Origin of the sequence: Pseudomonas peradeniyensis, assembly GCF_014268935.2 — a bacterium.
Taxonomy (GTDB): domain Bacteria; phylum Pseudomonadota; class Gammaproteobacteria; order Pseudomonadales; family Pseudomonadaceae; genus Aquipseudomonas; species Aquipseudomonas peradeniyensis.
The window spans coordinates 756,831-772,204 of sequence record NZ_JABWRJ020000002.1; the positions used below are offsets into that span (position 1 = coordinate 756,831).

The 15,374-nt window shown below is 68.8% G+C and carries 1 protein-coding gene; it reads left to right on the forward strand.

All coding sequences use genetic code 11. The features are described 5' to 3' along the window. Nucleotides 1–9 precede the first annotated feature (9 nt). Nucleotides 10–15,294 (forward strand): autotransporter-associated beta strand repeat-containing protein, encoded by a 15,285-nt coding sequence (locus HU751_RS12950; protein ID WP_437181046.1) that lies wholly within the window; start codon nt 10–12, stop codon nt 15,292–15,294. The last annotated feature ends 80 nt before the right edge of the window (nt 15,295–15,374 follow it).

Sequence of the window (15,374 nt, forward strand, 5' to 3'; positions counted from 1 at the left end):
GAGCTCTCCGTGGACAGACGTGCCGCCCCCCGTTCACCCGCCCGTTTCTCGCAACTGTCGCTGGCTGTCAGCCTGGCTGTCGGGGCGATGGCATTTGGTCTGTCCAGCGAACAGGCGCTGGCCGTCTGTAGCGCGGCCGGTTCCACGATCACCTGCAACGGCGCGGCCAACCCGCTGGCGCCGAGCTATACCAATGGCGGCAGTGGCCTCACCGTCAACGTCAACCCGGGCGCGAGCCTGGGCACCTTGCTGGGCGTGGGCGGCACCTCGCTGTCGCTGGCCGGCAACAACAACACCCTGAACAACTCCGGCACCATCGACCCGACATTGCTCGGGCTGCTGAGCATCCAGTCCTCCGCCGTGCTGATCGGCAACACCGGCACCGGCAGCACCCTCAACATCAACAACAACGCCACGGGCGTGATCAAGGGCACCGGCGCCTTGCTCGGCGCCAACCTGCTGAACCTCACCGGCATGGCGCTGGACGCGCGCAACGGCGCCGCCGGCACCACCACCATCAGCAACGCCGGCAGCATCGGCTCCTCGGCGCTGGCCAGCCTGACCCTGGTGAGCGAGGACACTCCGGTCATCGCCGTGACCGGCGGCAGCACGGTGAACTTCACCAACACCGGCATTATCCTCGGCCGTGCCGCGTTCGAGGCTTCCGCGGCGGGCAACACCTTCACCAACGCCGGGACCCTGACCGGCAGCCTGTCGATGGGCGCCAACAGCACCAACCGCTTCAACGCCATCACCGGCTCCAGCGTCGGGGCCGGGCTTGGGGTCGGCGTGGCCTTGCTGGTCACCAGCAACCCGAACCTTGCCTTTGCTGCGGCCGGCAAGATCGACGGTGGCGCCGGTGGCACCAACACGCTGGCACTGCAAAACGCCATTGGCGGCGGCAGTGGGACCAGTGGCAGCGGCACGATCAACGCCACCAACTACATCAACTTCAGCCGCCTGATTGTCGACGCCGGCACCTGGAGCCTGATCGGCCAAGTGCTCAACGGCACCACCCAGACCACCCTCAACGGTGGTCAGCTCAACTTCGACAACTCCAATGCCTTCGGCAGTGGCGCCATCACTGTCAACGGCGGCGGGCTGGCGGGCACCGTCGGCGGCCTGAGCCTGGCCAACAACTTCACCCTCAACGCCGGCCTGAACGTCGGCGGTGCCACCGACATGGCCCTCAATGGCGTGGTCTCGGGTGTTGGCGGCCTGACCAAGACCGGCACCGGGCTGCTCACCCTCGGCGCCACCAACACCTACAGCGGCGGCACCAACCTGGCCGCCGGCGGTCTCAACCTGGCCAGCGCCGCTGCTCTGGGCAGCGGCGGCCTCACCGTCAGCGGCGCCAGCAGTCTGCAGGGCAGCGTGCCGCTGGTGCTGAACAGCAACGTGGCATTGAACGCGGCGCTGACCCTGCCTGGCAGCAACGCCCTGACCCTGGGCGGTGTGCTCAGCGGCACCGGCTCGCTGGTCAAGAGCGGCAGCGGTGGCTTGACGCTGAACGGCGTCAACACCTACACCGGCGGCACGACCCTGGGTAGCGGCACCCTCACCCTCGGCAACGCCAGCGCCCTGGGCAGCGGCACGTTGGCACTGAGCGGCAACGGCACCCTGGACACCACGGCGACCATGACCCTCGCCAATGCCATCAACCTGGGCAGCAGTACCCTGACCTTGCCGGGCAACAACGCACTGACGCTCAACGGCGTGATTGGCGGCAGCGGCAACCTGACCAAGAACGGCACCGCCGATCTCACTCTCAACGGCGTCAACACCTACAGCGGCACCACCACCCTGGGCGGTGGCAAGCTCACCGTCGGCAACAGCGCCGCGCTGGGCACCAGCAGCCTGACCCTGGGCGGCAATGCCAGCCTGGACGCCAGCAGCGCGGTCAGCCTGGGCAATGCGATCAACCTGGGGGCCAACACCCTTGACCTGCTGGGTACCAGCGCCACCACCCTGGGCGGTGTCATCAGCGGTACCGGCGCGCTGATCAAGAATGGTGCCGGCGACCTGACCCTCAATGGCAACAACACCTTCAGCGGCGGCCTGACGCTCAACACCGGCAAGCTCACCGTCGGGCACAGCAATGCGCTGGGCAGCGGAGCGCTGACCCTGGGCGGTAACGTCAGCCTCGACGCCGGCACCGCGGTCAACCTGGGCAACGCGGTCAACCTCGGCGCCAACACCCTCAACCTGCTGGGCACCAGTGCCACGACCCTGGGCGGTGTCATCAGCGGCACCGGCGCGCTGGTCAAGAACGGCAGCGCCGGCCTGACCCTCAACGGCAGCAACACCTTCAGCGGCGGCACCACCCTCAATGGCGGCGTGCTGACCGTTGGCAACAACAATGCCCTGGGCACCGGCGCGCTGTCCCTGGGCGGCAATGCCAGCCTCGATGCGGGCGTGGCGGTCAACCTGGGCAACGCCATCAACCTGGCCGGTAACACCCTGACCCTGCCGGGCACCAGCGCCACCACCCTGGGTGGCGTGATCAGTGGCACCGGGGCGCTGGTCAAGAACGGCAGCAGCAACCTGACCCTGGGTGGCGCCAACACCTTCAGCGGCGGGCTGACCCTCAATGCCGGTACCCTGACCCTGGCCAGTGCCGCAGCCCTGGGCACGGGCGACTTGACCGTAGGTGGGGCCTCGACCCTGGCCAACGCCGTGGCGATGACCCTGAACAATGGCGTCACCCTCGGCGCCAACCTGACCCTGGCCGGCGCCAACAATCTCACGCTGGCCGGCAACCTCAGTGGCACCGGCGGCCTGATCAAGAACGGCAGCGCCAGCCTGACCCTGAGCGGCAACAACACCCAGAACGGCGCCACGGCGCTGAACGCCGGCACCCTGGTGCTGGGCAGCAACACCGCGCTGGGCACCGGCGCGCTCAATGCCGCAGCCAACACCACCCTGGACACCAGTGTCGCCGGGCTGAGCATCGGTAACGCCCTCAACCTGGCCGGCAACCTGAACCTGCCCGGCAGCAACGACCTGACCCTGAGCGGCATCATCGCCGGAGCCGGCGGCATCACCAAGGGCGGCAACACCACCTTGACCCTGACCGGTGCCAACACCAACAGCGGCTCCACCTTCCTCAACGCCGGTACCCTGGTGGTCGGCAGCAACACCGCGCTGGGCACCGGCACCCTCAACACCGCCGCCGGCACCCACCTGGACGCCAGCACGGCCGTGAGCCTGTCCAACGACGCCATCATCGCCGGCCCCCTGACCATCGACGGCACCGCCAACCTGGGCCTGAGCGGCGTGCTCAGCGGCATCGGCTCGCTGGTCAAGAACGGCAACGCCAGCCTGACCCTGAGCGGCAACAACGTCTTCACCAACGGCACCCAGCTCAACGCCGGTACGTTGATCCTGGGCAGCAACACCGCATTGGGCATCGGTGGCCTGACCCTGGGCGGCAACGCCAACCTCGACACCAGCACTGCGGTGGCCGCCACCAACACCATCAGCCTCGGCGGCAACACCCTGACCGTACTGGGCAGCAACGCCACCACCCTGACCGGCCAGATCAGCGGTACCGGCGCGCTGGTCAAGAGCGGCAGCGCCGCCCTGACCCTCAACGGCAACAACACCTACAGCGGCGGCACCACCCTCAACGGTGGGTTGCTGACCCTGGGCAACAACAATGCCCTGGGTACCGGCGCCTTGACCCTGGGTGGCAACGCCAGCCTCGACAGCAGCGGCACCCTCAACCTGGGCAATGCCATCAACCTCGCCGGCAATACCCTGACCCTGGCGGGCAGCAATGCCGCCACCCTGGGCGGCGTGATCAGTGGCAGTGGCGCGCTGACCAAGAACGGCAGCACCAACCTGACCCTGTCAGGCGCCAACACCTTCAGCGGTGGCCTCAACCTCAATGCCGGCACCTTGACCCTGGCCAGCGCCGCCGCGCTGGGAACCGGCGCGTTGAACGTCGGCGGCGCCGCCACCCTGGCCAACTCCACGGCCATGACCCTGAACAACGCCATCAACCTCGCCGCCGACCTGTCGCTGCCCACCACCAGCAACCTCACCCTGGCCGGCAACCTCAGTGGCACCGGCGGCCTGGTCAAGAGCGGCAGTGCCACCCTGACCCTGAGCGGCAACAACACCCACAGCGGCGCCACCGCGCTCAACGCCGGCACCCTGGTACTCGGCAGCAACACCGCCCTGGGCACTGGCGCGCTGAATGCCGCCAACAACACCACCCTGGACACCAGCGTCGCCGGGCTGAACATCGGCAACGCGCTGAACCTGGCCGGCAACTTCATCCTGCCCGGCAGCAACGACCTGACCCTGAGCGGCACCATCGCCGGCGCCGGCGGCATCACCAAGAACGGCGCCACCAGCCTGACCCTGACCGGCAACAACAGCAACAGCGGCATCACCCGTCTGAACGCCGGTACCCTGGTGGTCGGCAGCAACACCGCACTGGGCACCGGCACCCTCAACACCCTGGCCGGTACCCACCTGGATGCCAGCACAGCCGTCAGCCTGGCCAACGACGTCACCATCGCCGGCCCCCTGACCATCGACGGCAGCGCCGACCTGGGCCTGAGCGGCGTGGTCAGCGGCATCGGTTCGCTGGTCAAGAACGGCAACGCCAACCTGACCCTGAGCGGCAACAACCTCTACACCAACGGCACCCAGCTCAATGCCGGCACGCTCACCCTCGGCAGCAACACCGCGCTGGGGATCGGCGCCCTGACCCTGGGCGGCAACGCCAACCTCGACGCCAGTACCGCCGTGGCGGTGACCAACGGCATCAGCCTGGGCGGCAACACCCTGACTGTGCTGGGCAGCAACGCCACCACCCTCGGTGGCCTGATCAGCGGCAGCGGCGCGCTGGTCAAGAATGGCAGCGCCGGACTGACCCTCAACGGCAACAACACCTACAGCGGCGGCACCACCCTCAATGCCGGGCTGCTGACCCTGGGCAACAACAACGCCATCGGCAGCGGCGCCCTGAGCGTGGGCGGCAATGCCAGCCTCGACGGCAGCGCCGCGCTCAACCTGGGCAACGCCATCAACCTCGGCGCCGGCGCGACCCTGACCTTGCCGGGCAGCAATACCACCACCCTCGGTGGCGTGATCAGCGGCACTGGCGCGCTGACCAAGAACGGCAGCACCAACCTGACCCTGTCGGGCGCCAACACTTTCAGCGGTGGCCTCAACCTCAACGCCGGCACCCTGACCCTGGCCAATGCCGCGGCGCTGGGAACCGGCGCGCTGAACGTCGGTGGCGCCGCGACCCTGGCCAACAGCGTAGCGATGACCCTGGGCAACAACATCAACCTCGGCGCCAACCTGACCCTGGGCGGCAGCAGCAACCTGACCCTCGGCGGCGTGCTCGCGGGCACCGGCGGCTTGATCAAGAACGGTGTATCCGACCTGACGCTGACCGGAAACAACACCTTCAGCGGTGCCATCGACCTGTTCGGCGGCAGCATCACCACGGTTGGTACCACGGCCCTGGGCAATACCTCGGCGGTCAGCGTCGGCGCCGGCACCAGCCTCAACCTCGGCGCCAGCGCCACCATCGGTGGCCTGAGCGGCGCCGGTACGGTGAATATCGCCGGCGGCGGCAACCTGACCTTGGGCGGCAACAACCTCAACAGCGTGTTCAGCGGTGCCCTGGCCGGCAGTGGCGGGCTGGTCAAGACCGGCAGCGGCAGCTTCGAGCTGTCCGGGGTCAGCGTGCTCGGCGGCAACACCACGGTGAATGCCGGCCTGCTCAATGTCACCGGCTCGCTGGCAAGCCCCAGCGTGCAGATCAACAGCGGCGCCAGCCTCGGCGGCACCGGCAGCCTGCTGGGGGCGGTCGACATCGCCAACGGCGCGCACCTGCTGGCCAACAGCGGCGCGACCCTCGGCACCGGCGCGCTGACTCTGCACAGTGGCTCGATCCTCGACTTCGGTCTGGGCTCGCCGGCCACCGGCGGTACGGCGCTGGTCAACGTCAACGGCAACCTGACCCTGGACGGCACCCTCAACGTCACCGACGTCGGCGGCTTCGGCACCGGTATCTACCGGCTGTTCGACTACACCGGCGCGCTGGTCGACAACGGCCTGCTGGTCGGCAACGTGCCGGGCGCCATGTTGCCCGGCGACCTGCAGGTGCAGACTTCCATCGGCAGCCAGGTCAACCTGCTGGTTGGCGGCGCCTCCGGCACCGTGCAGTTCTGGGATGGCGGGCAGAACGTGCCCAATGGCGTGATCGACGGCGGCACCGGTACCTGGAATGGCAGCAACACCAACTGGACCGATGTCAACGGCGTGCTCAACGGCAGTTGGGCCAACGACTTCGCGGTGTTCCAGGGCACCGCGGGGGATGTCACGGTGGTCGGCACCCAGGCCGCCACCGGGCTGCAATTCGTCACCAACGGCTACCGCCTGATCGGCGCCGGTGGGCTGGACCTGGTCAACGGCAGCAACGGCGCCTTCGCCGTGCGGGTCGACCCCGGCGTCACCGCGACCCTCAACGTCGGCCTCTCGGGCAGCGGCCAGCTGGCCAAGCTCGACAGCGGCACCCTGGTGCTCAATGGCGCCAACAGCTACACCGGCGGCACCCTGTTCAACGGCGGTACGGTCGTGGTCGGCAACAACACCGCTTTTGGTAGCGGCTCCGTCAGTACCGCCAACGGCACCACCCTGGACAGCAACACCGCCGTGACCCTTGGCAACGCCTTCAATCTCAGCGGCGCCCTGACCGTCGCCGGTTCCGCCGACCTGGGGCTGTCCGGCGTGGTCTCCGGCCTTGGCAGCCTGGTCAAGGCCGGCGGCGCCAACCTGACCCTGGGCAGCGCCAACACCTACAGCGGCGGCACCAGCCTGGGTGCCGGCACCCTGACCCTGGGCAACGCCCAGGCGCTGGGCACGGGTGGCATGACGGTATCGGGCGCCTCCAGCCTGGACACCAGCGGCAACCTGGCACTGGGCAATACCATCGCGCTGAACGCCAACCTCACCCTGCTGGGCAGCAACGACCTCACCCTCAACGGTGCGCTCAGCGGCACCGGCGGGCTGGTCAAGATCGGTGCCGGCACGCTCACCCTCAACGGCAGCAACAGCCAGCAGGGCAGCACCAGCCTGAACGGCGGCACCCTCGTGGTAGGCAGCAACACCGCGCTGGGCACCGGTGCGCTGAACGCAGTCGGCGGCACCACCCTGAGCAGCAATGCCAACGTCACCCTGGCCAACCAGCTCAACCTGGCCGGCAACCTGACCATCGCCGGGGCGCAGAACCTGACCCTGGGCGGCAACGTCAACGGCGTCGGCGGCCTGACCAAGACCGGCAGCGGCACCCTGACCTTGAACGGCACCAATGGCAACCTGGGCAACACCAACCTCAATGCCGGCACCCTGGTGCTCGGCAGCGCCAGTGCACTCGGCCTTGGCCAGCTCAACGCGGCGGCCGGTACCACGCTGGACAGCGCCTCGGCGATCAACATCGGCAACACCGTCAACCTGGCGGGCAACCTCACCATCACCGGCAGCAACGACCTGGGCCTGGGCGGCCTGGTCACGGGGGCCGGCAGCCTGACCAAGAACGGTGCCAGCAACCTCACCCTCAGTGGCGCCAACACCCTGACCGGCGGCGTAACCCTCAATGCCGGCACGCTGACCCTGGGCAACAACCAGGCGCTGGGCACCGGCACCCTGACCGTCGGCGGCGCCAGCAACCTGGCCACCACCGGCGCCCTGATCCTGGCCAACCAGGTGACGCTCAACAACACCCTGAGCCTGACCGGCAACAACAACCTGGCCCTCAATGGCGTGATCAGCGGCACCGGCGGCCTGACCAAGACCGGCAGCGGCAACCTGACCCTTGGTGCGGCCAACACCTACCAGGGCACCACCACCCTGGGGGGCGGCACCCTGACCCTGGGCAACAACACCGCCCTGGGCACGGGCAACCTGGCGGTGACCGGCAGCAGCACCTTGGCCACCACCGGCGTGCTGCAGGTGGCCAACGCCATCGGCCTCGGCGCCGCTACCACCCTCGGCGTCAACAACACCCAGACCCTGACCCTCGACGGTGTCATCAGCGGTGCCGGGGTGCTGAACAAGCTGGGTGCCGGGCAACTGGTGCTCAATGGCAACAACACCTACAGCGGCGGCACCTCGCTGCAGGCCGGCAGCCTGTTGCTGGGTAATGCCGGCGCCCTGGGCAGCGGCGCCCTGACCGTCAACGGCGCCGCCAGCCTCGATGCCAGCCAGGCGCTGGCGCTGGTGAACGCCGTCAACCTCGCCGGTGGCAACCTGACCCTCGGCGGCAGCCAGGCGCTGACCCTCAACGGCGTGGTGTCCGGCAGCAACGGGCTGGTCAAGAACGGCGCCGCCACCCTGACCCTCAACGGCAACAACACCTACAGCGGCGGCACCACCCTCAACGCCGGCACCCTGGTGGTCGGCAGCAACACCGCGCTCGGCAGTGGCGACCTCAGCACTGGCGCCAACACCAGCCTCGATGCCGGCGGCGCGGGCGCCACCCTGGCCAACAACGTGCACCTGGGCGGTACCCTCAACCTGCCGGGCAGTGCCGACCTGACCCTCAACGGCGTGGTGGATGGCGTTGGCGGCCTGAACAAGGCCGGCGCCAGCACCCTGACTCTCAACGGCGCCAACAACTACCTGGGCGGCACCACCCTGAATGCCGGCCGGCTGGTGGTCGGCAACGACAACGCGCTGGGGCAGGGCGCGCTGACCGTCGCCGGGGCCTCGACCCTGAGCAGCGGCGCCAGCACCACCCTGGCCAACAACGTCACCCTCAACGCCGGCCTGACCGTCGATGGCGGCAACGACCTGACCCTCAATGGTGTGATCAACGGCACCGCCGGCCTGACCAAGAACGGCAGCGGCAACCTGACCCTCAACGGCAATAATGGCTACCAGGGCGGCACCCAGCTCAATGCCGGGCGCCTGACCCTGGGCAGCAGCGGCGCGCTGGGCACCGGCACCCTGTCGGTCACCGCCGACGCCACCCTGGCCAACAGCGCGCCCATGGCCCTGGGCAACACCATTGCCCTGAGCAACGGCGCCAACCTGACCGTTGAAGCCGCCAACGCGCTGATCCTCAGCGGCGACCTCGGCGGCAGCGGCAACCTGGTCAAGACCGGCGTCGACGACCTGACCCTGGTCGGCGTCAAGACCTTCACCGGCAACGTCGACATCCAGGCCGGCTCCCTCACCACCCTCGGCAGCGGTGTGCTGGCCAACGTCGACACCCTCAACGTCGGCGCCAGCGGCCAGCTCAACCTCAACGGCAACGCCAGCCTCGGCAGCCTGACCGGCAGCGGCCAGGTCGATGTCGGTATCGGCAGCGTCCTCAGCCTGGGCGGCAACAACCTCAGCAGCACCTTCGCCGGTGGCCTCAACGGCCTGGGCGGCCTGACCAAGGTCGGCAGCGGCACCCTGACCCTGACCGGCACCGGCAACCTGGCCGACAACACCCAGGTCAACGCCGGCACCTTGAAAGTCGACGGCACCCTGGGCAGCAACCTGCTGACCGTCGCCAGTGGCGCCACCCTGGCGGGTAGCGGCACCGCCAACGCCACGGTGGTGATCAACAACGGCGGCCACCTGGCCGGGCAGAGCGGCGCCACCCTGGGCCTCGGTAGCCTGGTGCTCAACAGCGGCTCGATCGTCGATGTCGGCCTGGCCTCACCGTCCACCGGCGGTACCGCGCTGTTCAACGTCGGCGGCAACCTGACCCTCGACGGTACGCTCAATGTCAGCAGCATCGGCGGCTTCGGCAACGGTGTGTACCGCATCTTCGACTACACCGGCTCCCTGACCGACAACGGCCTGGACTTCGGCAGCCTGCCGCTGGGCGTGGGCCTGGGCGACGTGACCCTGCAGACCGTCCTGGCCAACCAGGTCAACCTGCTGGTCAGCGCCGCCGGCCTGAACATCCAGTTCTGGGACGGCAGCCAGAACGTACCCAACGGCCAGGTCGACGGCGGCACCGGCGTGTGGAACGCCGGCAACAGCAACTGGACCGACCTCAACGGCGTGCTCAACACCACCTGGGGCAGCACCTTCGCGGTGTTCCAGGGCACCGCCGGTGACGTCACCGTCGACGGCAGCCAGACCGTCAATGGCCTGCAGTTCGTCACCGATGGCTACCGCCTGCTGGCGGGCACCGGCGGTGCGCTCGACCTGATCAACGGCAGCGGCGGCGACACCAGCGTGCGGGTCGATCCCGGGGCCACGGCAACCCTCGATGTCGGCCTGACCGGCGTCGGCAAGCTCAACAAGCTCGACAGCGGCACCTTGGTGCTCAACGGCAGCAACAGCTACAGCGGTGGCACCCTGCTCAGCGGCGGTACCTTGATTGTCGGCAACAACGCGGCCCTGGGCAGCGGCGCGCTCGACACCACGGCGGGCACCACCCTCGACAGCAACGCCTCGGTCGCGCTGGGCAATGCCATCACCCTGGCCGGCCCGCTGAACATCGCCGGTAGCAACGACCTGGCCCTCAACGGCAACATCGGCGGCGCCGGTGGCCTGGTCAAGGCCGGCAGCGCGCGGCTGGCGCTGGCCGGCAACAACACCTATGCCGGCAATACCGCGCTCAATGGCGGCACCCTGGTGCTGGGCTCCAACACCGCGCTCGGCACCGGCAACCTGACCACGGCGCCCGGCACCAGCCTGGACAGCAGCCAGGCGGTCACCCTGGCCAACAACGTCACCACCACGGGCGACCTCACCGTGCTGGGCAGCAACGACCTGACCCTGGGCGGCACCGTCGGCGGCACCGGCCGCCTGCTCAAGGCTGGCCTGGCCCGCTTCGCGCTGATGGGCGCCAACACCTACAGCGGCGGCACCGACCTGCAGGCTGGCACACTGGTGGTCGGCAACAACGCGGCGCTGGGCACCGGCGGCCTGGAGGTCAGCGGCAACGCCAACCTCGACAGCGCCAGTGCCGTCACCCTGGCCAACCCGGTCAATGTCAGCGGTGTGCTCAACGTGCTGGGCACTAACGACCTGCACCTGGCCGGTGTGCTCAGCGGCGCGGGCGAGCTGAACAAGAGCGGCCTGGCCGACCTGACCCTGTCGGGCAACAACACCTTCAGCGGCATCCTCAACATCCTCTCTGGCAGCCTGAGCACGATCGGCACCACCGCCCTCGGTACCCAGAGCCAGCTGAACGTCAGCACTGGCGCCAGCCTCAACCTTGACGGCAACACCAGCCTCGGCGACATCGGCGGCACCGGCGCGATCCTGATCGCCGCCGGCAACAGCCTGGCAGTGGAGGGTGGGGTGTTCGACGGCAATATCAGCGGCACCGGTACCCTGAACAAGCTCGGCAACGGCACCCTGGCGTTGAGCAGCACCAACAGCCACTCCGGCACCACCAACGTCCAGGCGGGAGGGCTGCAGGTGAATGGCTCCCTGGCCAGCGGCGCGGTCAACGTCGCCAGCGGCGCCAGCCTCAGCGGCGCCGGCAGCCTCGGCGGCGCGGTGACGGTGGCCAACGGCGGCAACCTCGCGGCCACCAGCGGCAGCACGTTGAGCGCCGGCAACCTGGTGCTCGACAGCGGCGCCAACTTCAACGCCTCGCTGGGCACGCCGTCGTCTGGTGGTACGCCGCTGGTCAACGTGGCCAACAACCTGACCCTGGGTGGTACCCTCAACATCACCGATATCGGTGGCTTCGGCGCCGGGGTCTACCGGCTGTTCGCCTATGGTGGCAGCCTGACCAACAACGGTATGAGCTTCGGCACCACGCCGGTACCGATCACCGACCTGACCGTGCAGACTGCCGTGGCCAACCAGGTCAACCTGGTGGTCGGCGGTGCCAGCAACGTACTGTTCTGGGACGGCAGCCAGAGCGTCGCCAACGGCCTGATCGACGGCGGCAGCGGCACCTGGGATGCCACCAACACCAACTGGACCGACGTCAATGGCGTGTTGAACAGCACCTGGAACGACACCTTCGCGGTGTTCCAGGGCGCCCCCGGCACCGTCACCGTCAACGGCAGCCACAGCATCACCGGGTTGCAGTTCGTCACCGACGGCTATGTGCTCAACGCCGGTACTGCCGGTGAACTGCTGGGCAACGGTACCACCAACCTGCGGGTCGACAACGGCGCCACCGCCACCCTCAACGTCGCCCTCAACGGCACCGGCAGCGTCGCCAAGCAGGACGGTGGTACCCTGGTGCTCAATGCCGCCAACGGCTACAGCGGCGGCACCGCCCTCAATGGCGGCACCTTGGTGCTGGGAAACAACAGCGCATTGGGCAGCGGCACCCTGACGGCCGCAGGCGGCACCACGCTGGACAGCAACACCGCCGTCACCCTGGCCAATACCACCGTGCTCAACGGCGCCCTGGCCATTGCCGGCAGCAATGACCTGACCCTCAACGGCGTGGTCAGCGGCACAGGCGGGCTGATCAAGAACGGCGCCGGCCTGTTGACCCTGAACGGGGCCAACACCTACAGCGGCGGCACCCAGATCAACGCCGGCGGCGTGGTGGGCAATAGCACCAGCCTGCAGGGCGCGATCCTCAACAACGGAGCCCTGACCTTCGCGCAGAACGCCAACGGCAGCTACACCGGCAACCTCAGCGGCAACGGCACCCTGGCCAAGAACGGTACCGGCGAGCTGCTGCTGACCGGGGTCAACACCTTCACCGGCGCCACCAGCGTCAATGCCGGTACCCTGCTGGTCAACGGTCGCCTCGACAGCACTAGCGTGCAGGTCGCCACCGGCGCCCGCCTGGGCGGTAGCGGCACCTACGGCGGTGCCGTGCAGATCGCCAACGGCGCCACCTTGGCCGCCGGCCAAAGCGCCACGCCGCTGACCGTCGGCAGCCTCGACCTGGCGTCGGGCAGCGCCCTGGACTTCAGCCTCGGCGCTCCGGCCGCCTCCACCACCGTGGTCAGGGTCAACGGCAACCTGGTGCTCGACGGCACGCTGAACATCACCGATGCCGGCGGTTTCGGCACCGGTGTCTACCAACTGTTCAGCTACGGCGGCACGCTCACCGACAACGGCCTCGTGTTCGGCGCCATTCCGGGCAGCGTGGTCCTGGGCGACCTCAGCCTGCAGACCGCCATCGCCAACCAGATCAACCTGGTGGTGCAGAACTACGGCGAGGAGCTGCAGTTCTGGAACGGCGGCAAGACCAACCCCGACGGCAGCATCGGCGGCGGCAGCGGCACCTGGGGCTCGAACACTGGCTGGACCAATGCCGGCGGCACCACCAGCGAAGGCTGGAGCGGCGGCTACGCGGTCTTCGGCGGCACGCCGGGCACCGTTACCGTGGTCGGCAACCAGTCGTTCGAGGGCCTGCAGTTCCTCAGCAATGGCTACCAGGTCGTCCCGGGCACCGGCGGCAGCCTGACACCGGTCAACGATGCTGACGGCAGTCTGGCGGCAGTACGTGTCAATGCCGGTGCCACGGCTACCGTCAGCGCGCCGCTGGTTGGCACTGGCGGCATCGAGAAGCTCGATGCCGGCACCCTGATCCTCGCGGGCGCCAACACCTACAGCGGCGGCACTACCGTCAGCGGCGGTACCCTGGTCGGCAACACCACCAGCCTGCAGGGCAACATCCTCAACAACGCCAACCTGGTGTTCGCCCAGGGCAGCAACGGCACGTTCAACGGCACCCTCAGCGGTACCGGCACCACCACCAAGCAGGGCGGCGGCACCTTGTTGCTGACCGGCAACCAACCGTTCAGCGGTGCCTTCAACGTCAACCAGGGCGTGCTCCAGGTGGGCGATGCCAGCAACCCGGGCAGCAACCTCGCCGCCCAGGTCACGGTGGCCAACGGCGCCGCCCTGACCGGCAACGGCACCGTCGCCGGGCTGACCAACAACGGCACCGTGCTGCCGGGGCCGGCCGGCAACCTGAACGTGTCGGGCAACTTCACCAATGGCGCCACCGGCACCCTGGTGATCGACCTCGCCACCTCGCCGGTGAACTACCTGAACGTGGGTGGCACGGCCAACCTCGGCGGCAGCCTGATGGTGGCCAACCTCGCCAGCGGCAACGGCCAGTACACCGTGGTCAGCGCCGCGGGCGGCGTCACCGGTACCTTCGCCACCACCAACCTGGCCAACTCGGCGTTCCTCAACAGCTCGCTGAACTATGGCGCCAACCAGGTGACCCTGTCGGTCAGCCGCAACGGCACCTCCTTCGCCGATGTCGCCGCCACCGGCAACCAGCGTGGCGTGGCCCTGGCCCTGAGCAGTGCCGGGGCGCCGGTCGAGCTGGTCAACAACCTGCTGCCGCTGGACCGCCAGGGCGCCCAGGCGGCGTTCGACAGCCTGTCCGGCGAGATCCACGCCAGCACCGCGACCGTGCTGATCGAGGACTCGCGCTACGTCCGCGACGCGGTCAATGACCGCCTGCGCCAGGCCGACTGCAGCAACCAGGACGATCCGCGTCGCACCCTGGCGCCGACCGCCAACCAGCAGCTGACCAGCGAAGGCTGCCAGGGCCAGGCCGTGGGCTGGATCCGCGCCATCGGCGGCTGGGGTACCTACGACGGCAGCAGCAGCCATGCCAGCGTCGACCGTGACCTGTCGGGCTTCATGCTCGGTGTGGACCGTGCGCTGGACGATGAGTGGAAAGTCGGCGCCGCCGCCGGCTACACCCGCTCGAGCATCGATGCGCACCGTCGCCGCTCCGACGCCACGGTGGACAGCTACCACCTGACCACCTACCTCGGCTACCAGCTGGACGCTTTCGCCGCCCGCCTGGGCGTGGCCTACAGCTGGCACGACATCGACACCAAGCGCGATGTCACCGTCGGCAGCTACGACGACCGCCTCAAGGCCAAGTACAAGGCGCGCAGCGCCCAGGTGTTCGGCGAGGTGGGCTACGCCATCGATGCCGGCGGTATCGCCCTGGAGCCGTTCGCCGGGTTGGCCTACGTCAACTACGACAGCGACACCGCCCACGAGAAGGGCGGGGCGGGGCGGCTGGAAGGCAAGGTCGACCAGGACGTGACCTTCTCCACCCTGGGCGTGCGGGCCGGCAAGCGCATCCTGCTCGACAATGGCAGCAGCGTCACGCCGCGGCTCTCGGTGGGCTGGCGGCATGCGTTCGGTGACGACAAGCCCGATGCCGATCTGCGCTTCATCGACGGTGGCGCAGGGTTCAGCACCGAGGGCGTGCCGATTGCCAAGGACGCGGCGGTGGTCGAGGCCGGGGTGGACCTGTCGGTCGGGGCGAGCGGCAAGCTGGGGGTCGGGTACTCCGGGCAGCTGTCGAGCGAGAACCGCGACCATGGTGTGGTGGTGAGCTTCAGCATGGGGTTCTGAGGTAGATCGCCGGGGCTGCTTTGCAGCCCTTTCGCGGCACAAGGTGTTCTGGTCAAGTTTTTCCGGACACCGATTACGGT